This is a genomic window from Desulfonatronovibrio magnus (assembly GCF_000934755.1).
GTDB lineage: Bacteria > Desulfobacterota > Desulfovibrionia > Desulfovibrionales > Desulfonatronovibrionaceae > Desulfonatronovibrio > Desulfonatronovibrio magnus.
In genome coordinates this window covers 61,792-85,319 of sequence record NZ_KN882179.1, presented here as the reverse complement: position 1 = coordinate 85,319, position 23,528 = coordinate 61,792, and the positions used below count along the sequence as shown (strand labels likewise).

Genomic DNA, 23,528 nt, shown 5'->3' with positions numbered 1-23,528 from the left:
ACAGGAGACAGGAGACAGGAGACAGGAAACAGGAGACAGGAAACAGGAGACAGGAGACAGGAAACAGGAGACAGTAAACAGGAGACAGAGGTCAGAGGTCAGCGATCAAAAGTCAGAATTCAGGGTGCAGGGTAATGGGTAGAGGGGCAGTTGAGGTTAAATAAATACCCTATGATGATGAATTTGCTGAATCATCATTTGACCCTGCTAATTCTGGCATAACGTGAAAAACCTATTGAGAGATCCTTTACACTTGTTTCATATACATCAGGAACTTAGCTGGCGTGATTTTACTATATTTTTTGGTCATTTTTGGAAGAAGAAATATTCACAGTTTGAAAAAAGATGAGTTCTTCTCTTGAAAGGCAAGGGGGTGTTTCCTTAATTTTGGACTTACTTCTCGATACGGCCTTTAAGCCCTGGCTTATTCTGCTAAAAAGCAACGCTATAGGATCTCCTGTGGTATATATTCCAAAAATATTAGCTCTGTTGACTGCTTTAATGATCTGATCAATGGTGGGGCGTCCTGAAATGAGAATGCCTACGGTCCATGGAGAGATTGCTTTAGCCTGAATTAGGAAGTCAATACCGTCCACAGAATGCATATTTAAATTCGCAACAATCACATCTATTTCTGAATCTTCCCTTAGTTTTTCCAGCCCAATATCTGCCCCTTGAGCTGTTACAAGGTGAAACCACCGACTTAGCTGCTGGCCAAAAATGTCCATAAATTGCAGATCATCATTTACTAAAAGAATTTTTTGAGGCATCCCTTTTTTCCTGTGGACATTTAAAATTTTGGCCTATTTGGTACAAGAGCATTCTCTGCCTGAAACGGGAGCATTACGCGTTTCAGAAAGGTCAATCATGGGCAGTACCGAAGCCGGGGACTGTCCATGTGTCAACCAGTCACAGTCAGGATATAACACCAAAATAGCTATTTCATACAACTTAAATATAAAGATTTCAGAAATGTCTAATGCTCCCGTTATTGGTATTTCGTAAACCGTAACGTACTTGCAATTCACATTGGTCTTTGCATTAAATATTCCATAGCTTCTCACCTGGGCGGCCTAAAAAAATCAGCCTTAGCACGTTAGAGATTGCCGCGCTCGAAGACTCGCTCGCAATGACACCTGAGTTGTCAGGGATGTGGTTGCGCAAAACCTGTCACCCACGAGGGAGCCTAAGCGACCGAAGCAATCTGTATGGTAAAGCCATAATGCTCTGAATTTATTGTATATACGATTTTAGTTGCTTGTAAGTACTTGATTTTATAGCCAATATATTTGCAGATACTTGCAAGTACGCATTAGGCATATATAAAAGCAGGTAATCATAGTTTTGCAGTTGATTACAGTTAACTTGCCAGCCCAGAATTAAACATGTAGTGATTTTATTAAGATGAGACGTTTATGTTACCGGATGATGCTCAAGCGGGGTAAGGAGTGACTGATGTTCCCTGCTTTCCTTATAATGGGATAAATTGTTATATTATGTAAAATCGAAAGGCAAAAAATGACATATCATTTACTTATTGAAGCGCGTGATCGTATGGGACTGGTGCACGCTATCAGCGGAGTACTTTACGAATTTGGACTTAATATCGAACAGAATTATGAATATGTTGACAAACAGGAAGTCCGTTTTTTCATGCGTACTGAATTTTCCGGTGAGATTGACCAGGAAAGGCTTGTAAAGGTTTTGCAAAACCGTCTGCCGGACATTTCAATCAAACTGAATCAAAAAAAAGAAAAAAAGACAGTGGTATTGGTTACTAAGGAGCCTCACTGTCTTGGCGATTTGTTAATCAGGGCCCGGTATGGTGAACTGGATATGAAGATTCAGACGGTAATCAGTAATCATGATACATTGCGTGATCTTGTGGAGGGCTTTGGAATTGACTTTCATCATATCCCGCATGCAGGTCTGCAACGAGAAGATCATGAAAAGAAAATTCTTGAGGTAATCAAGCCCTATGGTCCTGATTTTCTTGTTCTTGCCAAGTACATGAGGGTATTGAGTCCTTATTTTGTATCCAGATATCCGGAGCGCATCATTAATATTCATCATTCATTTCTACCAGCATTCATTGGTGCTTCACCTTACAAGCAGGCATATGATCGCGGTGTAAAAATCATTGGAGCAACAGCTCACTTTGTAAATGATGAGCTTGATGATGGTCCCATAATAACCCAGGGTGTAATGCCGGTAAATCATACCTTTTCAGCCTCGGATATGTCTCAGGCTGGAAGGGATATTGAAAAGCAGGTGCTTGCCAAGGCTCTGAAGCTTACTTTTGACCACCGGGTTTTTATATTTGGCAGGAAGACCATTATCTTTGAATGATTTTTAACCTGGATTTCCAGGTACTTAACTCATTGAGTACAAATAAAGCAGTATTAGGTTCATGGCTACCAGGGGCCACAAACTGAAGCCAACCATAAGAGCCACAAACTTAGACAAGCAATTCGTACCAGGCAGGCAACTTCTCAACTGCAAGCCATAAGTCCATATAAGCAGACTAATGAAAGCTATTCCAGCTTTATGTACAATGTTAAATCCAGGAATGGGCAGAAATACAATAAGAGCAATGGCTGTCAGGTTCAGGCCCATAATTATCTTCTGACTGTTATGAACTCTTAGAAAAACAGCAGTGGTTCTTTTGTTACTTATTCTATCTGATGGTTCATCAGGCAGAGCCGTGCTCATGGCGCATGTCAGAGCAAGAAACATGAGTGGAATTGTTACAACCCAAGGGAAGTCCACGATATCTCCCGACTGAGCAGAAAAACCTGTCAGTGGAAGCAATATACCCAACCCCAGCATTTGCAGGATTTCACCTCCACCTCTATATGACATTCGAACTGGTGGATAACTGTATGCCCACAAAAGAATTATTCCCAGTGAAATGAGCACTAAGGGTGCCCACCTTTCATACCAGAGCCCTAAGATGAACCCCATAATTACGCAAACAAAGGCGGCGCCGGCAGCCGCTGACATAAGTACCTGCCAGGAAATTTTATCTTCAACAAGTACCCTGGAACCACCTGAGAATATTGTGTATGTATTGTTGCGCTTGTCTGTGACAACATCTGCCGCATCATTGGCAAATACAATATAAAGCTGGCAGGCCAATCCATATAAGTGGCAGATTATAAAGATACTCCACGAAAATGGATAACCACCCTGAACTGCAAAAAGTTGTCCCAGCAGCAAGGGCGGGAAGATATACAATTGTGAGGGTGGCCTGGATGCCTGGAGCCAGGATGAAAAAGTATGATTAGATTTATGATGTGAATATTTATGGCTCATTTAAAAAGCCGTGTCCTGGTGCAATATGCAAAGGGCAGGTTACGGTCGATGCTGTGACAACTTGCAGAAAATTCTATTAAATTTAACATAGAGTGATTATGAGAATTCGTGGATAGATGCTGTTAATCCATTAACTCTAAGCCGATACACCTAAATTAGCCTGTTCAACGACAATTATTTTATCCTGATGGGAGGTAGCAGCCGGCCAAAAAAAAGGACGCTGAAATCAGCGTCCTTTGCTATTTTAGTGCTAACTTACACAATCAAGCCTGTTACAGAAAAATAAGAAATTGTTAACGTAGCATAGATCCTTATTGTGTAAATTTAGTACTCCAGCTTGTGTGCTTCAACTTTGTTACAACAGCTATAGATTTAATTATTTATTCAACAAGACTTCAGTTATCACAGGCTCGAAGAGATTCATGATAAATGAAGGATAGAGACCTAATGCAGCAGAGAGCAGTACAATAAAGATCAGCGGGATAAGCATGAGCATTGGTGGATCTTTAATGTAATCCTTTTTGGCAAGCGCTTCAGGAAGATCACCAAAAAATATCCTCATGGCAAAATAGAACGCGTACCCGACTGTCAATAAAATGGCCATGAGTCCCATGATGCCGATGATGATGCTGAAAGTATCACCTTTTTCAAAGATACCGGTAAACATAATTACTTCTGCAGGAAAACTGCTAAAGGGAGGTATACCAGCTAACATCATTCCGCCAGCTATGAACAGCATGGCTGTAAAAGGCATTTTGGAACCAAGACCACTCAGGTAATTAATGTTTCTGATATGAGTTGTATAGACAACTAAACCGCAAGTGGAAAAGAATACTGTTTTACCCATTATGTGGCTGAGAAAGAAAAAGAGTCCGCCTTCAATACTCGCCGCAGTAAGCGCCCCTATACCCAGCATGGAATATGCGCTTTGACTTATGGTTGAGCAGGCAGGTATCCTTTTCATATCTGTTTGTGCAAGAGTCAACAGCGATCCATAAATCATTGTCAATACTGACAGCACCATTATTGGTGGTCCGAACCACTGAAAATCATCCCACAGTGGAAGCACGAGTACACGTACGATAATATAAGCAGCAATGTTGGCGTATACAGCCAGTAAACCAGCAATACAGGTTGGATGTTCGGCATGCACCCAGGGCATCCATACATGAAGCGGAATTATTGCCAGCTTGGCGCACATGCCCACAAGAATGACTGCAATGGCCCAGAAAGCAAGTGGATTGCCAGCCATGGTATGTATCTGGTCTATCTGAAAAGTTCCAATTTGAGAATAGATTATGATTACCCCGACCAAAAAAAGCACTGCAGAGAAAATTCCCCAGACAAGACACATTATTGCTACTTTGACTCGCTCATAGTACCCGTAATATGCCATGAGAAAATAAAGTACGACTGTCAGCACTTCCATAAAAAAGTAAAGTACTATCAGATCGGAGGCAAAACTGACCCCCATGAATCCAACCGGGAAAAAGAGCAAAAGATAGAAAAAGCATGTATAGTAGCTGGTCTGACCTTTCTCATTGAGGTCTGCGTAAATGATTTCTATTCTGTGATCTATATACTTTATAGAGTATACACAAAGAGCCAGGCACAGAAGATTACAGATAAGGGCAACAGCTATGCTCAGACCATCTCCAAGTAGAGTTAGTCTTATATCCGGGTTGATGAGCAATGGGTATTCTTCATTAATTGGTGAGCCATTGTAGACTTCAGCCAGGGCAATAAGCAGAAGGACAGTTGTATATATTAATCCTGATACTGCAACCCATCCAGATTTTTTCCCCAGGCTGTTCCTAAATGAAAATATAATTAGAGAAACCAGGGCTGGAATGAAGATTATTTGAAGAAGAATCATAGGCATCATGCCATCATCCTTATCAAGGCTAAGATTACAAAAATTATGGTCAACGCTAATAAATAAACAATATTACTGGAAAGATCCCTCGTATCTGCACGGAGTAAGTCAATCAATTTACTGCCTCCACCGGATATCCCTTTGGGCAATAAAGAGTGTACGGTTTTATCAAAACCATTCTCTATTCTGTCTGCAACAACACTTGAAGAGAATGACCTGACCCCTTCAGGCATACTACGATTAACTATCACATCATAACGTTCTTCTTTCTTGCTTACAATGGATGCTATTCGCATGGTTCCTTGAACAAAAACCCAGTTATAAAACTTGTCTATGTACCAGCGATTCCAGAGAAAAGTGTGAATTTTTTGGATCAGCGAAGATCGGTTGTAAGCATCATCAGGATTCCATTTTTGAGATACAAAATACATGTAAGCTGGAATAACACCTATGAGCACGCTGCCGATAGATGCGCATATTACTAATACTTTGGGAAATGAATACACATGATCTACGGTTGATAGTGCCAGGTCTTTGACCAGCTGAATTTTAAACAGATCATAAAGCGCATGCTCTGCCTTAAGCCCAAGAATACCGAAAACTACTATGCCAACAGCTAAAGCGCCGCATGCAAAGGTTTGTGTACGGTAAGCTTCACTGACATGGTGCCCAGGTTTACTGGTTTCTTTAATAATGTGTTGACTTGGCTGTCCGTGAAAGATCATTCCAAGAAAACGCATGGTGTAAAAGGCGGTAAATATTACTGTTACAATGGCAAAGGTAAAAAGAAGATAATGTTGTGATTCAAGTGTAGCCACTAGCACAGCTTCCTTACTCCAGAATCCTGGCAATGGCGGTATTCCGATCAGGGACAGGCCTGCCAGACCCATGAAAATCCATGTGTAAGGTAAATATTTTCTCATTGATCCCATTTCATTAATATATATGGAATGGGCAGCATGGATTACTGTCCCGGCACAAAGAAACAAACAAGCTTTAAACATGGCATGGCTCATAAGATGAAATATACCGGCAGTGTAACCTTTTAATAGAATATCCTGCCCAAACCCAGATACACCAAGAGCCAGCATCATAAAGCCTATCTGACTGACAGTAGAGTAGGCCAGAACTTTTTTTAGTTCCAGAGCAACAAGCCCCTGGCTTGCTGCAAGAAAGGCGGTAATGGCCCCTATCCATGCTACGATAATAAAGAAGTACTTGGCTTCCTCAACTCCGCCGGTCCAGTAAGCATAATAAAAGATAGGGACGAAACGGGCGATAAGAAAAACTCCGCTTTTAACCATGGTTGCGGCGTGAATCAAAGCTGAAACTGGACCTGGCCCTGACATGGCTTCAGGCAGCCATTCATGAAGAGGAAACTGTGCAGATTTACCCACTGGCCCTGCAATTAACAGTATGCTGACCAGGATGATCATTCCGGGTGATGCAGCCATTGCAGGAATCCAGGTGTTAGCCTGTTCATAAAGTTCAAGAATATTGAAGGTACCAGCGTAAAAATAAACAATAAGGAAACCACCCAGCATGAGCATGTCTCCCACGCTGGTGACAATAAAGGCCTTTACACCGCATGCTGATGGTTTATCAAACTTAAATGGCTCGGGACCACCAATCCAGTATTTTTTTTCATCCTTATAATAAAAGCTGATTAGTCCATAACTGCAGAGCCCAACAAGTTTCCAGCCTATAAACATTATAATGAGGTTATTAGCCAGAACAAGCAGAAGCATACTGCCTATAAAGGCATTCATCAGCATCCAGAAGCGGGTAATTCCTGGATCACCTTTCATATACCCCAGGCAATAGACCATGATGAAAAAGCTGATAACGGCTACTACGTTGATGACAATAATACTTAAGGGATCAAGTAATACGCCAAAACTTACCTTTATTGGAAATTCGAGCCAGACATACATTGATTCCAGTGGCAGTCTTTCAGCATTGAAAAGAAGGGGTAATAGCATGACTGCTGAGGCTGCCGTCAGGAAGGAAAAGAATACGGCTCCGTAATCTCTTAAAGTGGAGTTAAATCTATCCAGAATGGGAGTTAATAATACTCCTATAAAAGGAAAGATCAGGCAAAGCCAAGCAAGCTGTATATCCATATTAATTAAAACCTCAATACTTTATGTTTACGCAACAAAGTAACATTATTTACGCTGTATAAATTTCCAGCTCCTGGATTACATGTTTGCAATTGCAGCTCCGATGACCGGCTCGAAAAGATTCATTACCAATGATGGATACATTCCAAGAAAAGCTGAAAGGAGTATTATAAAAATCAGCGGAAGAGACATGGTCCATGGGGGGTCTTTGATATGATCATCCATGGCCAGCTTTTCTGGAATGGGTCCGAAGAATATCACACGGGTAAAATGAACTGCATAGGTGATGGTCAGAAGTATAGCTACAAGTCCTGTTATCCCGATGATTAAACCAAGATTGTCTCCACGATCAAAAATCCCGGCGAACATTATTACTTCAGCAGCATAACTGCTGAAAGGTGGAATACCTGCCAGCATCATACCACCGCAGAGAAACAGAATGGCTGTTAGAGGCATCTTGGCAGCAAGTCCGCCAAGTTGGTTGATATTTCGGATATGAGTTGTATATACAATTATTCCGCATGTGGAAAAGAAGACTGTCTTGCCCATAATATGGCTTAGGAAAAAGAATAAACCACCTTCTATACTGGCCACGGTCAACGCCCCGATACCTAGCATCGAGTACGCGCTCTGGCTGATGGTGGAACAGGCCGGGATTCGCTTCATATCTGTCTGGGCCAGTGTTAAATATGATCCCCAGATCATAGTGATAACAGAGAGTATCATAATGGGAGGTCCAAACCACTGGAAATCATCCCATAAAGGAAGTATGAGCGTACGGACTATGATATAAGCAGCGATATTGGCATAAACAGCAAGTAATCCAGCTATGCAGGTTGGATGTTCCGCATGTACCCATGGCATCCACACATGCAGAGGGACAATGGCAAGTTTGGCGCACATACCTATGAGAATAATGGCAATGATCCAGAAGGTCATGGGGTTACCAGCCAGAGTATGGATCTGATCTATCTGAAACGAGCCAGTCTGAGAGTAGATCATTAATACCCCGCCAAGGAATAGAAGGGCTGAGAACATACCCCAGATCAGACACATGGTCGCCACTCTGACTCGGTCATAATAGCCGAAATAGGCCATAAGAAAATACAGGGCAATTGTCAGAACTTCCATAAAAAAGTACAGGATTATCAGATCCGAGGCGAAGCTGACTCCCATGAAACCTACAGGAAAGAATAAGAACAGGTAGTAAAAACAGGAATAAAAGCTGATTTCACCTTTTTTGTCTATTCCTGCGTAGATGATCTCTATGCGGTGATCAACATACTTAATTGAGTATATGCACAAGCACAGGCATAGTATGTTACATATCAAAGCAACTGCTATGCTCAGTCCGTCTCCAAGAAGCGAAAAACGAATATCTGGGAATGAGACCACCGGGTAAGTCTCTTGGATGGGAGTTCCCATATAGACATGGGATAAGGCCATAAGCAGCAGAAAAGTTGTGTATGTAAGACCAGCTACGGCCACCCAGCCCGATTTTTTGCCAAGCTTATACCTGAACATAAAAATGAACAGGGCAACAAGGGCAGGGATAAAGATTATCTGAAGAAGAATCGCAGGCATCATGTCATCATCCTTATCAACGCAGAGATTATCAAAAGAATGGATAGTTGTATCATATTTCTGGTCGTTTCGATATCATTATTCAAGCTGAGATTTATATTTATCCTCACCTTGCGCCTGTGTTCGCAGGTTCTAAAAAGTGACAATAAAAGTAAGTTTTGCAATATGATCACCCTCTCACTTTCCCAAAGTTTTCGATTTCATAGCATACATGATTGTCAGCATTTTAACTAACCTGCGCCTTAGTAAAATTACTTGTTAAACTGAGTGAAATCAGGCACTGCAAAATTAAGCACGTTATCAACTATGTATCCATTGAAGACGCCAACCAGTATGATTCCCACCGCTATGATCAGCACAGGAATAAGCATAGTTGGACTCATTTCATTTCTCTTGTTTAATTCAAATTTTTTACTGTCAAGTTCTTCCTGTTCACCCTTAAAAGGCAACTTTAAGACGTCCGACTGATTTATCACTTTATCATCAGACTTTTCGTAAAAGCGGAAAAAGGCAATATTAATAAACCTGAACAAATAAACAATTCCCAAAAGTGTGCTTAAAACAATAGCGAAGACAAAGAACCATTCCTGAGCTTCTATAGCTCCTAATACCAGGTAGAGCTTACTGAAAAAACCGCCTGTAGGTGGAATACCTACCATTGAGAAGACTGCAATGATAAAAGCAAAAGCGGTAATGGGCATAACAGTTGGAAATCCACGCATCTTCCTGATGTCTAAAGTTCCCATTTTGTTCTGGATGCCCCCTGCTGAAAGAAAGAGCGCTGCTTTCATCATGGCATGATTAAGAATATGCAGCAGTGCTCCAATAAATGCAAGTGGATTGGCAAGAGTTATGCCCAGCGTGATGTATCCAATATTAGCAACTGAAGAATAAGCTAACATTCTTTTGATATTTTTCTGAGAAATGGCGAGGATAGATCCCGCGACTATACTTGCAACTGCTACCCAGCTCAGTAAGTCAATGATTGGTGGAAATTCGTAAATGGTCAAAGCCCTGATTAGAACATAGGCTGCCACCTTGGTGCCTATAGGGGCGATGAGGGCTGTCGCTGTAGATGATGCATGTGTATACGCATCAGGCAGCCACTGATGTAAAGGAAAAATTCCCATTTTTACGAAAATACCCAGTATAATTAACACTAGACCGACAATTACCGGAGTCTGGTTTTCAACATAGGGCAGGACCGCAGCTATATCGGCCATGTTCAGCGTGCCTGTACTGATAAATATGAATGATACTCCAAGAAGGTAAAATGCTGCACCTGCAGTACCAAGAGTAAGGTAGCGAAAAGCAGAAAACGGGGCCCGCTTATTTCCAATAGCCAGCAAGGCGTAGCCTGCCAAAGCCACTATTTCAAGAAACACATAAAGGTTGAACAGATCCCCGGTGAGTGTCATGCCTGCCAGTCCGCCGAGAAGCAACATGCTCAATGAATAAAACGGCATGGCATTGTAAGAAATTTCGTGATTGATGCTGTCTTCAGCATAAAACATTACCAGCAGGGTTGAGCCGCTGATAATGGCAAGAATGAATCCTGACAGGGGGTCCAGGACAAGTTCTATTCCCAGCGGAGGCATCCAGCCGCCGAGATGATAGCTGATAGCCCCGGAATTCAAGACTTCAAGCAGTCCGATTATGCTTAGTGAAAATGCTGCTGCTGAAAAAAGAAGTGCTACAAGATAGGCCCAGTAAACCCTGAAATAACCTGCAATGGGAATAAGAATTGAGGCCATCAGGTACAGAACCGGAATAAGTGCTGGTGAGCTTTGAGCTATATGTTCCATCATTTTTCTTTTGTCCGGTCGAGAAGTTCTTGTTCATCCAGAGTGTTGAAGTTACGGTAAACCGCAACGGCCAAAGTCAGTGAGACTCCAAGCGTGACCACTGCCACAACAATGGCTGTAAGCATTAAGGTATGAGGGAGTGGGTTAAGGTAAAGGTCAGGGTTATCCAGGGGGATATTGGGGTCTAATACCGGGATGGTAGCACCTTCTTTGTAGGCACTGACAATCCAGACCATAATAGTGGCGCTTTGAATCATGGACATTCCCATAATTTTTTTAACAAGGTTTCTTTTCATCATCATGGCATAAAGCCCTATGGTGAAGAGAAGCATGAGAAAAAAATAGGCGTAGTGGCCTTCAATTAGTTCCAGCATGATCAATTCCTGCTAAGTTGTCATATATGGCGATTAATCCGGTCATTACTCCCAGGGTTATGCCCAGTTCTACAAACAGGATGCCGTAGTACCTGAGATATGCCGGCTCCATCCACTGAACAGGCAGAACTGAGTAATCCATGAAATATCCTCCTGCCATGATGGCTACGACACCTGTTCCAGCAAACAGCACGCAGCCAATGGCGCAAAGTATCAAAGAAGAACTTGAAGGAAACATTTTCTGGCTGAAGACACCTCCTAAGCTCATTCTTTGCAGGATAACTCCAGCGGCAAGAAGAACGCCTCCCTGAAAGCCACCCCCGGGTCCGTAATGGCCATGAAAAAAAACATAAATCCCTATCAGCTGAATTACAGGCGCCAATCCGCGGCCAGCAATTTCAATAATGGGACTTTCAGTCTGATTGATCATTGCCTTCTCCTTCGCAGTACAAAGATACAACCTATGGTCCCGGCAAAGACTACAATCAGTTCTCCAAAAGTATCAGTGGAGCGGTAGTCAGCTAAGACTACACAGACCATATTTGGGGTCTTAGTGTCTAAATAGGCGTGCTGGATGTAGTATGCTCCTGCCACCTGTGTTCCAACCGGATTTTCTACCTGTTGAACCGGAGAGTTAAGATCCCCTCTCGGTGGTAGCATTGAAACTGTGTAAAGCAGTATTCCGGCCATTACCAGTAGTAGTGAAAATTGTATCAGTTTCAATCGTAACTCTTCCTTGATGTTTTAAAGATGGCTACAACAAAATAAATTCCCACAGCACCAGCACCTACAACTGCCTCTGTAAATCCTACATCTACTGCACCCATGGATATCATGATCAAAGCGACCATGAAACTGAATATGGTAAGGGTAACAACAGCTGCGAGAAGATTTTTAAGCTGCAGAGATATAAGGGCAGCCACAATCAAAATGGTAAATAATAAAAACTCAACCTGCCATTGCATGACTTGTCCTTTTTTAGTTTTTCTTTTTCCATGGCTTTACGCCGTGCAGCAGAGCTCTTCTGCTTAAGGCATGTGTGGCAACAGGGCTTGTAATGGCAACAAATACTGCGACTAACAAAAGCTTGAGACTTGTTTGACCGAAGCCTTCAAAAAACATCAGTCCCAGAATAAAAAACATTATGCCCAGCGTGTCCACCTTGCCTGAGGCATGGGCCCGACAATAGACATCAGGAAACCGGTTAAGGCCAATGCTGCCCACAAGCATAAAAAATACCCCAGCTGAGATAAAAATGATTGCCAGTATATAAAAAAATGTTTCCATAACTATCTCCTGGCGGTTACACGAAAGTATTTTGCCATGGCAATTACAAGAATGAAGTTCAGAATTGCGTAACCCAGGGCTATATCTACAAACATGTCAAGTCTGTCGTAAACTACACCAAAAAGCAGCACTAAGGTAATGGTCTTGGCTCCTACCGCTGCAGCTCCCAGTAAACGATCAAATACATTGGGTCCTGTAAGTACCCTGTAAAAGGGAATAAGCAGGGCAATGGCCAGAAAAGCTGCAGTCAGGGAAAAGAATAAATCCATTAATCACTCCCCCCTTTATACTTTACAACCTGTTTAGCGCTTACTGCGCTGTCAAGGATGGTGATGTCAGTACACATTTCTTCAGCCTTACACTCCTGGAGGTATAGCCTGCCAACCCTGGCCTCCATATTGCCGCTGACAAGGTCTTCCTCTACTTCATCCACAATGGCGTGGACTGTAAAGTAATCTTCCTGAATATCCAGGGTAAGAGTTCCAGGGGTCAAAGTTATGGAGTTGCCAAGTATGACCCTGGCCAGAGGGTTGGGCAGTTTTGTCTGAAAGCGGACTATCATTGGATTAATGGGCATTTTCGGATGGAGTATAAGGTAGGCAACAAAAAAACCGGATTTAATGATTTCGATTACAAGCCAGAACGTATAGATAATTAACCGGTATACATTGATGCACTGGCCGCTGACGGTTTCCCCGGTTTTCATGGGAACCGTGCCTGTTGCAAAGTTGAGCCAGACGACAGCTCCAACGGACAGAAGTCCGTAAATGATGGGCTCAAGGCCGAAACGACCACTTAAAATGAGCCATAGTGCCATTAGCAATACAGCCTGGTAGATGATGCCTCGGTGCTTTCTGAAAAAACTTGTTTCCGACTGTGCAGTTTCTGCGGTCTGATTCATATTTTTTCCACAATAGTTATGGTGATAGAAAATAAATTGAGGGCTTGTGAATTATTTCCCTTTAGCTTGTAAGAAACAGTCTTTAATTTGGTTTGTTTTGGGTGTCAAGAAAAAATATCTACATGATTAAATGTTGCATTTCGACAAAAATCAGAGATTAGCGCCTTTGCTGAAACCTTTTGAAACCTTCGAGAGTTCTAAGAGTCGGCTGAGTGTAAGTTGTTTTCCCGGTCGTTCTGATGCATTTTTTTAAGATGTGAATGATGTGAATGTCAAGTGCAATATTTGTTGTATTTTAAAAGCGTGCACATAATATTTGCAAGGTGCTGATTTGAATTGAAACATTTTGAATCGATTTTGATTGTGTGTAGTTTGTGATAAATGTCTGTTTACCTTAGCCGAGTGCTTAGAATCATGCATGCAAGCTCTGTTAATTAATTTTTCCGCTCGAGTTTGTTGTTTTGAAGAGCTTGACTGCCTGATTTGTGAGGAATATCCCATTGACGACAATCCGGCATGCATGTATGGTTTTTTTACACTTCGCAGGACTGAAAAATTACAGAGGGACTGTTCCAATGTCTGCAAAAAGAACTCCTCCATGTGGCGGAGGCTTTCACTTGCCTGTGTTTAAGAGTCTGCAGGTCGTACTCAATAAATGAAAGGACTGGCACTTAGGTAAGAAACTAATGGCAGTTCGGTTCTGGTCAGGCCCGGGTGGTACGATTGTCAAGTTAAAATAAATAATCATGATCATGAAAAATTTCACACTGATATCGATCTTAATGTTCAGCATATCATTCACTCTGGTATGCGCTCAGAATACCAGGGCTTCTGACCATTTGGTCTTCTCTATAGAAGAAACCTGCAATGCTGTATCCTCCAAGTTGGCCAGTGTTCGACTGGATGACTGCCTTAATGCACGGCTTGTTGATCCCGGGCGTTATTCCAGCAAAGGTGTTCCTCTTCTCATTAAAGAGTATCCTCCACTTGAGACCAGAACTCCTCAAAGTCGGGTACTTGTTGTGGGAGGTACGCACGGAGATGAATATTCATCTGTCAGTATAGTATTTCGATGGATGGAAATACTGGATGTCCATCATTCCGGCCTGTTTCACTGGATTTTTATGCCTTTGCTTAATCCTGACGGACTGCTTCTCGATAACTCCACCAGGACCAATGCACGTGGGGTGGATATCAACAGAAATTTTCCAGGACCCTTGTGGCGGGAGGTTGGGTACCAGCGCTGGAAAGATTTTACCAGCGAAAATCCCAGATATTATCCTGGTCCATTTGCCATGAGTGAGCCAGAAACAATGTTTCTTGTAGAGCTTATAAGAAAGTTTAGCCCTGATGCGATAATTTCCGTGCATTCTCCATTGAACCTTGTGGATTTTGATGGTCCGGGCAGGCCTCCGGCTTCCATCGGCAATCTTGGCCTTCGAAGGCTGGGCAATTTTCCAGGTACTCTGGGCAATTTTGCAGGAATACAAATGGGTATTCCTGTGATAACGCTTGAGCTGGCATCTTCTGCCAGGATGCCGTCATCCTCTGAAATATCCTCCATCTGGAGAGACCTGGTGCGCTGGCTGGTCAACAATACTCCGGTAGAAAAAGATCCCTTCGAGCTGCACGCAGCAGATGATCGGGAATTGCAAAAGGAGTTTTTTGGTAAATAGAGGCAATTCTTAATACTGGCGCAAAGCTTAACCTAAGGCGTGCTGCCATAAATGTAACGGGCATTGTCCCAAAAAAAGTTTGATAAAACTATACAAACAATCAATATACAGGAGACAACTATGAGCAGAGATCAGTTTAAAAAATGGGTATGTACAGCCATAGAAATGGAAGAAAAAGGTAAGAAGTTTTACGAAAAGGCTGTTGAAGACTGCAAGGATGGTCTTGGCAGAGAAATATTTATCATGCTTCGCGATGATGAAGTCAGACATATAGACAGGATTAAAGAGATTGAGAAGGCCCTTGATCAGGGACAGGATGTTCTGGAACAGGCCTGCAGCATGCCCGCTGATGAAAAGGATATGGGAAAGATGCTCCGGGATATGGCTTCCAAAGTTGATACTGACAAGGCATGCTCGTCTACTGAATCTGCATTGAATACAGGAATTGAATTTGAGCTTGCCCTGGTAAAATTTTATGAAGATGCCTTAGAAAAGGCACAGGAAGATATTGAAAAAGAATTTCTAAAAAAGATGGTTGCTGAAGAAAAGGCCCATTATGTTTTGCTTGAAGACCTGAAATATTATTATGAAGATCCCGAAGGCTGGGCCATGGGCCAGGGTAAATCCGGGCTGGACGGAGCATAACTCTGGAGGAACAGATGCGCAAAGAATTAAATATTTTGATTGGAGGTGAAGCAGGGCAGGGGCTTGTCACCGTAGGTGAGCTTCTGACCAAGGCGCTGGTTCGCTCCGGTTACAGTGTACATGTTACACAAAGTTATATGTCGAGGATACGGGGAGGGCACAATACATTCTGTGTCCGTACAGCTACAGGTGATGTGCATGGGCCGGATAAAGGCATTGATATTCTGGTGGCGCTCAACCAGGAAACCATAGAAATCCATCAAGATGATGTGCTTAAGGATGGGCTGATCTTGAAAGACAAGGAAATCAGCTTAGACAAACAGGGGCTTGTGGATATTCCTTTTAAAGATATCGCGCCGAGTACTCTTTTTGAAAATGTAGTGGGTCTTGGTTTTCTCAGTGCCATTATCGGCTTGGCTCAGGAAATGCCTGAGGGCTGTATCAAGAGTGTTTTCGGTGCAAAAAAGCCTGAGGTGGTCCAGAAGAACCTGGATGTTTTAAGCAAGGCGTATGATAATGCCAGTCAATTGGGACTTGAAGAGTTCAAGCTGGACAAGCCTGAAAATAAGCCAGGTCTGATGATGACAGCCAATGACGCCATAGTTCTGGGAGCCATGTCTGCCGGAGCAAATTTTTGTTCTTACTATCCCATGACTCCATCTACAGGTATCCCCATGTCTTTAAACGCCAAAGGCGCAGCCATGGGTATTGTTGTAGAGCAGGCTGAAGACGAAATTGCGGCAATTAATATGGCTGTGGCTGCTTCTTATGCAGGAGCTACTGCCATGACTGCCACATCCGGCGGTGGTTTTGCCCTTATGTGTGAAGGAGTAAGCCTGGCAGGCATGACTGAAACACCTATTGTGATAGTTGTGGGGCAAAGACCAGGGCCTGCCACTGGGCTGCCCACCAGGACAGAGCAGGCTGACCTGAATCTGGTTTTGTATTCAGGACATGGTGAGTTTCCAAGAGCCATATTTGCTCCTTCAGGACCGGAGCAGGCTTTTGATCTTACAAGAAAAGCATTTGATCTTGCGGAAAGAAGTCAGGGGCCGGTTTTTATTCTGACTGATCAATACATGGCTGATTCATACCGCAGGGTAGATCCTTTGGATATTGATGCCTCACAAGAAACAGCAAAGCCTCTGGACTCGTGTCCGGATCCTCAAAGTTATGAGCGTTATGCCATCACTGAAAACGGAGTATCTCCAAGGCTCGTACCCACACTGGGTGAATATCTGGTGGTTGCCGACAGTGATGAGCATTATCCTGACGGGCATATTACCGAAGATCTGAAAGTCCGTGTGAAAATGATGGACAAGAGATTAAAAAAGGAAGATATTCTCAGAAGCGAAATTGCAGTCCCTGAATATTGGGGGCCTGAAACCCCGGAAGATCTTGTTGTCTGCTGGGGATCAACTCTTGGACCCGCTCTTGAAGCTATGCAAAAGCATAAAAAGGGTACCATGGGAGTGCTTCACTTCTCGCAGGTCTGGCCATTGGAAAAAGAGCATTTTCAAGATAAGCTCCTGTCTGCCTCAAGGGTAGTTTTTGTAGAGTCAAATGCAGGCGGGCAGCTTGCCAGGCTGATAACATCTCTCGTCAAACCAGCTGAAAGTGCTTTTATTCTCAGATATGACGGACTGCCCATGGATGCAAGGTACATCCTGGACAGACTGTAAATATAAAGGTGTCTGTATAGCGCTTTTAAGGAAAGCAGGGGACAGGCACTCCGGAACCCGCATGAGCATCAACTTGTGCTCAAAATGATTCATTTTTTTAACAGATGGGTTCCAGAAAAGCCAGTCCCCATGCCACATGCCACATGTGAAGAGCTAATCAGATACATAAAAAGTGATTTTCTGGAGTATTAATTATGGTAGCAATAGAAGATTATGGTGAATTTGAAACTGCCTGGTGCCCTGGCTGCGGTAACCATTCCATTCTCAAGGCAGTCAAGCAGGCTCTGACCGGCTTGGATCTTAAACCGCATGAGTCCATTTTTGTGTCAGGCATAGGTCAGGCTGCCAAGTCCCCACACTATCTGAAAACCAATGTTTTTAACGGACTGCATGGCCGGGCTCTGGCAGCAGCTACAGGAATAAGGCTGGCCAACCCGGGAGCAAATATCATAGTGCAAAGTGGCGACGGATGTAATTATGGTGAGGGAGGTAATCATTTTCTGGCAGCCATCAGACGCAACGTAAATGTGACGCTGCTGGCTCATGATAACCAGATTTATGGACTGACCAAAGGACAGGCCAGTCCGACCACCACCCAGGGGCATGCCACCAAGGCTCAACCCAGGGGCAACCCTTCAAACCCGTTCAATCCCGTAGCTGTTGCAGTGGCTATGAAGGCCAATTTTGTAGCAAGAGGTTTTTCCGGCATGATTGACCATCTTGCTGATCTTATCAAGCAGGCTGCGAGACATCCGGGATTCAGTCTGGTGGATATAATGCAGCCTTGTGTCAGCTTTAACAAGGTTAACACTTTTGCCTGGTATAAGGAAAGGTGCTATGAACCCGAAGCCCATGATCCTCATGACTGGTCACAAGCTATGAATCTGGCAGTACAATGGGGTGAAAAGATTCCTGTAGGTGTTATTTTTAAGGGTGATCGACCGACATTTGAAGACCAGCTTCCGCACCCGACTGGAGATCTTCTTTACCACAATAAAGTCAATCGCGGCAAGCTTAAAGAAATCATGAATTCTTATGCTTAACGTTCCCAGTTGATGGAGACTTTGTCCGCAGTCCGGTTATCTGTTAACTGTTATCGGTTATCAGGAAATACTTGATAACCGATAACAATGCCAGTCAATACTTATAAGCTCCCCACCCGGGCGGACCAGGACCGAACCTGTGAGTAACTGTCTTTAAAGTGGAGCCTGCATCCTGCAGGCTATTTAATTCCAGGCGGCTGGAAGCCGCCTCCACCTTGAAGAACAGTCCCATATTTGGAAATTGGAACACTGTGCCAGGCGTAAAGCTCTCATCTTTGACGGAATTTCTCAGGCAAATGTGCATCAATCATAAGCAAAAAAAGTAAAAATATAAAAATTGTAACCGTTTGATTTTATTGGCAAAACGATTCCAGTTGCTTGTAAGCTCCTTACCCGGGCGGACCAGGACCGAACCTGTGAGTAACTCATACACCTCGTTCCCAGGCTCCAGCCTGGAGATGTTTAGTTCTTGCGGCTCCAGCCGCTTCTTCAAAATGTGGCTGGAGCCACAAAAAATAGGTCTTCTCAGGCTGGAGCATGGGAACAAGAGCAAAAAATCAACCTTAGCACGTTTGAGATTGCCGCGCTCGAAGACTCGCTCGCAATGACACCTGAGCTGTCAGGGATGTGGTTGCTGAAAACCTGTCACCCACGAGGGAGCCTGAGCGACCGAAGCAATCTGTATGGTAAAACCATAATGCTTTGAATTTATTGCATATACGATTGTAGTTACTTATAAGCACAGGAGGCTCACTGGATATGTTCAGAAACCACTTAATCAACAATTTTTCACTGCAGATTGCTGTTTTTATCTGCATGTTGATCCTTTTTGCGCCCTCTTCCCTTAAGGCTGATTCATTTCCAGAGATTATGCTGCCAATGCCTGAGGAAGAGCACTCTGCATATCTTGGCCTTGAGCATGGGCAAGATGGTTTTTTTCTCAATGAAGTTGCAGCGGAAACTGTACTGGTGCAGATTTTTAGTATGTACTGCCCCATATGTCAGCGAGAAGCCGAGGCAGTCAACGAGCTTTATTATATGATTCAAGACAAGGGGCTTGAAGGGCAGATAAAGGTTATTGGCATAGCCCCTGGAAATTCTGCATTTGAAGTAAGTGTTTTTCGAGATCAGTATGATATCCCTTTTCCGTTGTTCCCGGATCCAGAGTTTGAATGGCATAAACTGCTGGGTGAAGTAGGTACTCCCTATTTTATACTGGTGGAGATCCAAGACTTAGGCCTTCTTCTTACTCATAAAGGTGCGTTTGAAGATCCTGCAGTCTTTCTTAAACGTTTGAGCTCCCCTTAAAGAGGCAAAACAAAGGTGAAGGAGGCTTAAATGAAGTTCTTGCGTGTGGCATTGATTGTTTTTTTTGTAATGTTTGCACTAAGGGCTGAAGCTGTTCTTGATAATATATATCAACCACCTCAATTAAAGCCAGTGGACAGCGAGCTGAAGGTTAAAGTTGGTGACCTGGCATCGGATTTTACTCTTCCATGTATTTGCGGTGAGAACATTACCCTGTCTGACTTCAGAAATAAAAAAAATGTTATGCTTTCTTTCATTCCAGCTGCCTGGACTCCAGTATGCTCTGATCAGTGGCCGGGATATAACATTGCCCGACATTTTTTTGATGATTCAGAAACAATAATCCTGGGCATCAGTGTGGACAGCACTGCCACGCTTCATGCCTGGGTGGATGCTATGGGCGGACTGTGGTTTCCTGTATTATCAGATTTCTGGCCGCATGGCGGACTGGCAAATGAAATGGGTGTGCTTAGAAGCGATGGCATGGCGGAACGGGCGGTTTTTCTTATTGATAAACAGGGTGAAATCGTTTTTATCCATGTCGAAGATATCAATAGACGACCTCCTCTGGAAATGCTTGTAAATGCTCTGCACAATCAGCTTGTGGACTAACCTCAATATCATTTTTCAGGCGATACGTTATTGAGCATATATATAAGATTCGGTCTGCGCCGGATTTTACGCTTCTGGTATCTGAAGCTTTTGCGCATGCGTGAAAGTCCGCATTCAGTGGCCATGGGTCTATCTGTGGGCGTTTTTGTGGGTTGTCTGCCCATAATTCCGTTTCAGACTGTTGTGGCTCTTGGGTTAGCATTTGTCATCAGATGCAATAAAATTGCAGCTGCCGCAGGTACCTGGATTACCAATCCGCTATACGCTCCTTTTGTCTATTATGGTCTTTACCGCATTGGTAAGATGATCATTCCCATCGGCAAAAAAGAGTTTGAGCCCGAAGACCTGACCTTGATGAATATTGTGGCTATGGGGTGGGATTTTTTTCTTCTTATGATGTTTGGCGGGATAATTGTCGGCTTGATTCTTTCGGTTATAACCTACATGATTTCTGTAAAGGCTGTTAAAGTTTATCATGACCGCAGAGCTAAAAAAAAGAGTCAGAAAAAGCTTCAGGGATTGACTCGTTCCAGGGGAAGGATTTGAAACCCTGGAATGTTTACGCATTTATGTTGCTGGCAGTATTATGAGTTACAGAGCCAAGAAAAGTCTGGGGCAGAATTTTTTAACCGATGGCAATATTGCCGGAAAAATTGTTGATGCTCTTGGTTTAGAGCATGGGGATGATGTACTTGAGATAGGACCTGGGCAGGGTGCCTTGACTAAACTGCTGATTTTAAGGCAGGTTAACCTGACTGCACTTGAGAAAGACTGGAATCTTTGCCTGGCTCTTAAAAAATCCTGCCCTCAGGCTGGGCTCATATGTATTGATGCATTAAAATATGACTGGGCTAAGCTGCACCGACTTCATAGTCTAAAAATTGTCGGCAATCTGCCCTATAATATTGGTACCAGGCTGATCTGGGATATTACGGCTCAGGTTTCAGGCATGAAATGCGGTGTATTCATGCTGCAAAAAGAGGTGGCTCAAAGAATTGTCTCTCCCCCTGGCTCCAAAAAATTTGGTGCCATTTCTGTCTGGGTGCAGTCGCATGTACGTGCCGAACTGCTTTTTAACGTGTCACCACAGGTTTTCAGACCCAAACCCAAAGTCGAATCAGCTGTATTGCGCTTTAGCCCTCTTGAAAAAAAAGGCATTTTTTCAGACTCAGCCCTTGCAAAAACCTTGAGTCTAATGTTTCAAAGCAGGCGCAAACAAATAAAATCAATTCTTAAGGCTCACTGGAACGTCACAATTGAAAATTGCCTTGATGAAAGATCTTTGGACCTTCGATGCAGACCCGAAGATTTGTCGCCACATGACTTTCAGGTCCTTTCAAGTCTTATTTTTTCGGATGATTAGAAATTTTGTCTTGACTTGAGCATAGAAATTTTGTTCTTCCTTATTATCTTGCTTGCATAAAGCAAATTCTCACGTTACTTGTTTCATCAGCGCAAGTGATAATAATGTTGATAGACGGCATCCAATGCTTTTGATTACAGGGTTAAGCTTGAGCAGGTTAGCTGATAATGCCTGGTATTGATTTAATCACCTTGTGTCTGGTGATTTTGTATGTCAGGGATATTTGATTGTAGATGAATATTTTTTTCTGCTAAACTTTTGAAGGAGGAAGTTACCGATGACAAAAGCCGACTTGGTATCCAAAATGGCGGATAAGACCGGTCTGACGAAATCAGATTCTGAAAAGGCCCTTAATGCCTTTCTTGATTCAGTGCAGGAGACTATGGTCGATGAAGGCAAATTAACATTAACTGGTTTTGGTACTTTTGCAGTGGAAGAGCGCAAGGCGCGCAACGGTCGTAATCCCCGAACAGGTGAGGAGATTAAGATCCCGGCATGTAAGGTTGTTAAATTCCGTCCAGGCAAAGTCCTTAAGGATGCCGTAAAATAAACCAGTTATTGGAGGCTTTAATGATAGACCTGAAATGGAAAACCATGATTCCTGGAGAAACCGTTCAAAGTATGCTTCCGCAGGATATACCCTGGTGGATGGCAGACCATTTTGTATTTTTCAGTGTACTGTACCTGGTTTTGGCAACTATTGGGATTGGAGTTGGAGCAGTAGTCTTTCAGTCCATTAGTGATACCATGGCTGAAAATCGTAAGCTTGCTGAGTAATTTTTTGTAACAGTTTATCCTTGTTTAGGTTAAACAGTGGAAAGAAACTCCCGGGACCGGCTTGAACATCAACTCATGTTTAATACGTATCATTGATGAGGTAAGCGGGTCCCGGAACAGCAATACCCAGAGCTCAGCATCCTTTGAGCTATTTTTTTCTGGTTTTGTATGTCAGCTTTTGATTCTTAAGACAGGATAGCTTGTCCCAAAGCTGCCTGCAAAATGGAAAATATTTATCCTAAAAAGGGGAGAAGATTCGCCCTTTTTTCTCATTCCATGACCAGAATCCTGCTGGTCAGCAGTGTTTTATTCCTCATATTCTGCTACACAATTTTTTCCTTGCCAAAGAAAAAGATCCGAGTTATGTTTTCTGACTTGACCATCATCAGGGCGTCTCAATGTTTTCTCAAGAGCTAAGTTGTCTGCGGGTAAACCAGGGACGACACGCTTTGATGATGAACCGAAATTAAGGGGGTGAGTGTTAGTGCCCGGAGTTATTCTTGGAGAAAATGACAACTTTGACTATGCGTTGCGTAAGTTCAAAAAACAGGTTGAAAAGGCTGGTATCCTTTCAGAACTGAAGAAAAGACAACATTATGAAAAACCCAGTATTCAGAAGAAGAAAAAAGAAGCCGCAGCAAGAAAAAGATTAATGAAAAAAATGCGTAAGATGCAAATGATGTAATATGCTACTTGCCGAAAAGATTGAGAAAGACTTTATTACTGCTTATAAAAGCAGGCAGAGCGACAAGGTGGCTGTCTTGAGGATGCTTAAGACAGCCATTAAAAATAAGCATGTCGAGCTCAAAAGAGAATTGACCGATGCCGAGACCGCCGAGGTCTTGATCAAACAGGTTAAACAACGCCAGGAGTCCATTCGACAGTATACTCAGGCTGGAAGAGACGACTTGAGTCTAAAAGAACAGAGCGAACTTGACATCATAAACACCTACCTACCATCTGCGCTCACACCGGATGAAATGAGAAAAGTTGCCACCGAGACAATACAGGAACTTGGCGTGAAGGATATGAAAGGAATGGGCACAGTTATGAAAGCCATCACTCAGAAATATCCAGGGCAGACCGATGGGCGTGAATTGAGCGCCATAGTAAAAGAATTGCTATCATCCTGATTTTTCCGATTTCCCAGAACATTA

The 23,528-nt window shown here is 43.1% G+C and carries 26 protein-coding genes; 13 read left to right on the top strand and 13 right to left on the bottom strand.

Features of this window, described 5'->3' with window-relative positions:
- Positions 1–293: 293 nt before the first annotated feature.
- Complete coding sequence (locus LZ23_RS18070) at positions 294–770, bottom strand: response regulator (protein ID WP_045216459.1); 477 nt, start codon at positions 768–770, stop codon at positions 294–296.
- A 748-nt stretch (positions 771–1,518) separates the two neighbouring features.
- Between LZ23_RS18070 and purU the strand changes: the two genes are divergently transcribed.
- Entirely contained in the window at positions 1,519–2,349 is an 831-nt protein-coding gene (gene purU / locus LZ23_RS18065) for a formyltetrahydrofolate deformylase (protein ID WP_045216458.1), read from the top strand.
- Positions 2,350–2,373: 24 nt separating this feature from the next.
- On the opposite strand, the gene LZ23_RS18060 is transcribed toward purU, so the two are convergent.
- The 12 genes from LZ23_RS18060 to LZ23_RS18005 all read right to left on the bottom strand — a co-directional run bounded on the left by LZ23_RS18060 (position 2,374) and on the right by LZ23_RS18005 (position 13,265).
- A complete protein-coding gene (locus LZ23_RS18060; protein WP_045216456.1) occupies positions 2,374–3,315 on the bottom strand; it encodes a prenyltransferase in 942 nt (313 codons plus the stop codon).
- A gap of 376 nt (positions 3,316–3,691) precedes the next feature.
- Positions 3,692–5,200 carry a complex I subunit 4 family protein gene (locus tag LZ23_RS18055; RefSeq protein WP_045216455.1) on the bottom strand — a complete coding sequence of 503 codons (1,509 nt, stop codon included), beginning with the start codon at positions 5,198–5,200 and terminating at the stop codon, positions 3,692–3,694.
- Positions 5,197–7,314, bottom strand: a complete 2,118-nt coding sequence (locus tag LZ23_RS18050; protein WP_052507498.1) for an NADH-quinone oxidoreductase subunit 5 family protein — start codon at positions 7,312–7,314, stop codon at positions 5,197–5,199. Before LZ23_RS18050 ends, LZ23_RS18055 begins: the two co-directional genes overlap by 4 nt.
- Before the next feature lie 78 nt (positions 7,315–7,392).
- Complete coding sequence (locus tag LZ23_RS18045) at positions 7,393–8,901, bottom strand: complex I subunit 4 family protein (protein ID WP_045216453.1); 1,509 nt, start codon at positions 8,899–8,901, stop codon at positions 7,393–7,395.
- A 248-nt stretch (positions 8,902–9,149) separates the two neighbouring features.
- Positions 9,150–10,706, bottom strand: a complete 1,557-nt coding sequence (locus LZ23_RS18040; RefSeq protein ID WP_045216451.1) for a complex I subunit 5 family protein — start codon at positions 10,704–10,706, stop codon at positions 9,150–9,152.
- The gene (locus LZ23_RS18035) at positions 10,703–11,077 is read right to left on the bottom strand and encodes a cation:proton antiporter subunit C (RefSeq protein WP_045216450.1); all 375 of its coding nucleotides are present in this window, start codon (positions 11,075–11,077) and stop codon (positions 10,703–10,705) included. Before LZ23_RS18035 ends, LZ23_RS18040 begins: the two co-directional genes overlap by 4 nt.
- Positions 11,061–11,507 carry an MnhB domain-containing protein gene (locus tag LZ23_RS18030; protein WP_045216448.1) on the bottom strand — a complete coding sequence of 149 codons (447 nt, stop codon included), beginning with the start codon at positions 11,505–11,507 and terminating at the stop codon, positions 11,061–11,063. The genes LZ23_RS18035 and LZ23_RS18030 overlap by 17 nt, the downstream gene beginning before the upstream one ends.
- The gene (gene mbhE / locus LZ23_RS18025; RefSeq protein WP_045216447.1) at positions 11,504–11,800 is read right to left on the bottom strand and encodes a hydrogen gas-evolving membrane-bound hydrogenase subunit E; all 297 of its coding nucleotides are present in this window, start codon (positions 11,798–11,800) and stop codon (positions 11,504–11,506) included. The genes LZ23_RS18030 and mbhE overlap by 4 nt, the downstream gene beginning before the upstream one ends.
- Positions 11,797–12,042 carry a Na(+)/H(+) antiporter subunit B gene (locus LZ23_RS18020; RefSeq protein ID WP_045216445.1) on the bottom strand — a complete coding sequence of 82 codons (246 nt, stop codon included), beginning with the start codon at positions 12,040–12,042 and terminating at the stop codon, positions 11,797–11,799. The genes mbhE and LZ23_RS18020 overlap by 4 nt, the downstream gene beginning before the upstream one ends.
- Positions 12,043–12,055: 13 nt before the next feature.
- Positions 12,056–12,364: a monovalent cation/H(+) antiporter subunit G gene (mnhG, locus tag LZ23_RS18015; RefSeq protein ID WP_045216443.1), complete on the bottom strand. Its 309-nt coding sequence runs from the start codon at positions 12,362–12,364 to the stop codon at positions 12,056–12,058.
- A gap of 2 nt (positions 12,365–12,366) precedes the next feature.
- Complete coding sequence (locus LZ23_RS18010; protein ID WP_045216442.1) at positions 12,367–12,633, bottom strand: MrpF/PhaF family protein; 267 nt, start codon at positions 12,631–12,633, stop codon at positions 12,367–12,369.
- Entirely contained in the window at positions 12,633–13,265 is a 633-nt protein-coding gene (locus tag LZ23_RS18005; protein ID WP_045216440.1) for a Na+/H+ antiporter subunit E, read from the bottom strand. Before LZ23_RS18005 ends, LZ23_RS18010 begins: the two co-directional genes overlap by 1 nt.
- Positions 13,266–14,047: 782 nt before the next feature.
- On the opposite strand from LZ23_RS18005, the gene LZ23_RS18000 reads away from it, so the two are divergent.
- The 12 genes from LZ23_RS18000 to LZ23_RS17935 all read left to right on the top strand — a co-directional run bounded on the left by LZ23_RS18000 (position 14,048) and on the right by LZ23_RS17935 (position 23,504).
- Complete coding sequence (locus tag LZ23_RS18000) at positions 14,048–14,941, top strand: M14 family murein peptide amidase A (protein WP_045216438.1); 894 nt, start codon at positions 14,048–14,050, stop codon at positions 14,939–14,941.
- 120 nt (positions 14,942–15,061) lie between these two features.
- A complete protein-coding gene (locus LZ23_RS17995; RefSeq protein WP_045216437.1) occupies positions 15,062–15,586 on the top strand; it encodes a ferritin-like domain-containing protein in 525 nt (174 codons plus the stop codon).
- A gap of 14 nt (positions 15,587–15,600) precedes the next feature.
- The gene (locus tag LZ23_RS17990; protein ID WP_045216435.1) at positions 15,601–17,268 is read left to right on the top strand and encodes a 2-oxoacid:acceptor oxidoreductase subunit alpha; all 1,668 of its coding nucleotides are present in this window, start codon (positions 15,601–15,603) and stop codon (positions 17,266–17,268) included.
- 194 nt (positions 17,269–17,462) lie between these two features.
- The gene (locus LZ23_RS17985; protein WP_045216433.1) at positions 17,463–18,311 is read left to right on the top strand and encodes a 2-oxoacid:ferredoxin oxidoreductase subunit beta; all 849 of its coding nucleotides are present in this window, start codon (positions 17,463–17,465) and stop codon (positions 18,309–18,311) included.
- Positions 18,312–19,070: 759 nt separating this feature from the next.
- Positions 19,071–19,619 (top strand): peroxiredoxin family protein, encoded by a 549-nt coding sequence (locus LZ23_RS17975; protein WP_045216431.1) that lies wholly within the window; start codon positions 19,071–19,073, stop codon positions 19,617–19,619.
- A 30-nt stretch (positions 19,620–19,649) separates the two neighbouring features.
- Positions 19,650–20,231 carry a redoxin domain-containing protein gene (locus LZ23_RS17970; RefSeq protein ID WP_045216430.1) on the top strand — a complete coding sequence of 194 codons (582 nt, stop codon included), beginning with the start codon at positions 19,650–19,652 and terminating at the stop codon, positions 20,229–20,231.
- Positions 20,232–20,261: 30 nt separating this feature from the next.
- Positions 20,262–20,777 (top strand): DUF2062 domain-containing protein, encoded by a 516-nt coding sequence (locus LZ23_RS17965; RefSeq protein ID WP_232300537.1) that lies wholly within the window; start codon positions 20,262–20,264, stop codon positions 20,775–20,777.
- Positions 20,778–20,817: 40 nt separating this feature from the next.
- Positions 20,818–21,594, top strand: a complete 777-nt coding sequence (gene rsmA, locus LZ23_RS17960; protein WP_045216428.1) for a 16S rRNA (adenine(1518)-N(6)/adenine(1519)-N(6))-dimethyltransferase RsmA — start codon at positions 20,818–20,820, stop codon at positions 21,592–21,594.
- A gap of 277 nt (positions 21,595–21,871) precedes the next feature.
- Positions 21,872–22,144 (top strand): HU family DNA-binding protein, encoded by a 273-nt coding sequence (locus LZ23_RS17955; protein WP_045216426.1) that lies wholly within the window; start codon positions 21,872–21,874, stop codon positions 22,142–22,144.
- Between the two features lie 20 nt (positions 22,145–22,164).
- Positions 22,165–22,371: a hypothetical protein gene (locus tag LZ23_RS17950; protein ID WP_435050745.1), complete on the top strand. Its 207-nt coding sequence runs from the start codon at positions 22,165–22,167 to the stop codon at positions 22,369–22,371.
- Positions 22,372–22,855: 484 nt separating this feature from the next.
- On the top strand, positions 22,856–23,056 hold the full coding sequence (rpsU, locus tag LZ23_RS17940) for a 30S ribosomal protein S21 (protein WP_028574160.1): 201 nt from the start codon (positions 22,856–22,858) through the stop codon (positions 23,054–23,056).
- A gap of 1 nt (position 23,057) precedes the next feature.
- On the top strand, positions 23,058–23,504 hold the full coding sequence (locus LZ23_RS17935) for a GatB/YqeY domain-containing protein (RefSeq protein WP_045216420.1): 447 nt from the start codon (positions 23,058–23,060) through the stop codon (positions 23,502–23,504).
- Positions 23,505–23,528 lie beyond the last annotated feature (24 nt).

Excerpts from the sequence above, each read along its gene's own strand:
- LZ23_RS18070 (WP_045216459.1), bottom strand. The coding sequence starts at position 770 with ATGCCTCAAAAAATTCTTTTAGTAAATGATGATCTGCAATTTATGGAC.
- purU (WP_045216458.1), top strand. The coding sequence starts at position 1,519 with ATGACATATCATTTACTTATTGAAGCGCGTGATCGTATGGGACTGGTG.
- LZ23_RS18060 (WP_045216456.1), bottom strand. The coding sequence starts at position 3,315 with ATGAGCCATAAATATTCACATCATAAATCTAATCATACTTTTTCATCC.
- LZ23_RS18055 (WP_045216455.1), bottom strand. The coding sequence starts at position 5,200 with ATGATGCCTATGATTCTTCTTCAAATAATCTTCATTCCAGCCCTGGTT.
- LZ23_RS18050 (WP_052507498.1), bottom strand. The coding sequence starts at position 7,314 with ATGGATATACAGCTTGCTTGGCTTTGCCTGATCTTTCCTTTTATAGGA.
- LZ23_RS18045 (WP_045216453.1), bottom strand. The coding sequence starts at position 8,901 with ATGATGCCTGCGATTCTTCTTCAGATAATCTTTATCCCTGCCCTTGTT.
- LZ23_RS18040 (WP_045216451.1), bottom strand. The coding sequence starts at position 10,706 with ATGATGGAACATATAGCTCAAAGCTCACCAGCACTTATTCCGGTTCTG.
- LZ23_RS18035 (WP_045216450.1), bottom strand. The coding sequence starts at position 11,077 with ATGCTGGAACTAATTGAAGGCCACTACGCCTATTTTTTTCTCATGCTT.
- LZ23_RS18030 (WP_045216448.1), bottom strand. The coding sequence starts at position 11,507 with ATGATCAATCAGACTGAAAGTCCCATTATTGAAATTGCTGGCCGCGGA.
- LZ23_RS18020 (WP_045216445.1), bottom strand. The coding sequence starts at position 12,042 with ATGCAATGGCAGGTTGAGTTTTTATTATTTACCATTTTGATTGTGGCT.
- mnhG (WP_045216443.1), bottom strand. The coding sequence starts at position 12,364 with ATGGAAACATTTTTTTATATACTGGCAATCATTTTTATCTCAGCTGGG.
- LZ23_RS18010 (WP_045216442.1), bottom strand. The coding sequence starts at position 12,633 with ATGGATTTATTCTTTTCCCTGACTGCAGCTTTTCTGGCCATTGCCCTG.
- LZ23_RS18005 (WP_045216440.1), bottom strand. The coding sequence starts at position 13,265 with ATGAATCAGACCGCAGAAACTGCACAGTCGGAAACAAGTTTTTTCAGA.
- LZ23_RS18000 (WP_045216438.1), top strand. The coding sequence starts at position 14,048 with ATGTTCAGCATATCATTCACTCTGGTATGCGCTCAGAATACCAGGGCT.
- LZ23_RS17995 (WP_045216437.1), top strand. The coding sequence starts at position 15,062 with ATGAGCAGAGATCAGTTTAAAAAATGGGTATGTACAGCCATAGAAATG.
- LZ23_RS17990 (WP_045216435.1), top strand. The coding sequence starts at position 15,601 with ATGCGCAAAGAATTAAATATTTTGATTGGAGGTGAAGCAGGGCAGGGG.
- LZ23_RS17985 (WP_045216433.1), top strand. The coding sequence starts at position 17,463 with ATGGTAGCAATAGAAGATTATGGTGAATTTGAAACTGCCTGGTGCCCT.
- LZ23_RS17975 (WP_045216431.1), top strand. The coding sequence starts at position 19,071 with ATGTTCAGAAACCACTTAATCAACAATTTTTCACTGCAGATTGCTGTT.
- LZ23_RS17970 (WP_045216430.1), top strand. The coding sequence starts at position 19,650 with ATGAAGTTCTTGCGTGTGGCATTGATTGTTTTTTTTGTAATGTTTGCA.
- rsmA (WP_045216428.1), top strand. The coding sequence starts at position 20,818 with ATGAGTTACAGAGCCAAGAAAAGTCTGGGGCAGAATTTTTTAACCGAT.
- LZ23_RS17955 (WP_045216426.1), top strand. The coding sequence starts at position 21,872 with ATGACAAAAGCCGACTTGGTATCCAAAATGGCGGATAAGACCGGTCTG.
- LZ23_RS17950 (WP_435050745.1), top strand. The coding sequence starts at position 22,165 with ATGATAGACCTGAAATGGAAAACCATGATTCCTGGAGAAACCGTTCAA.
- LZ23_RS17935 (WP_045216420.1), top strand. The coding sequence starts at position 23,058 with ATGCTACTTGCCGAAAAGATTGAGAAAGACTTTATTACTGCTTATAAA.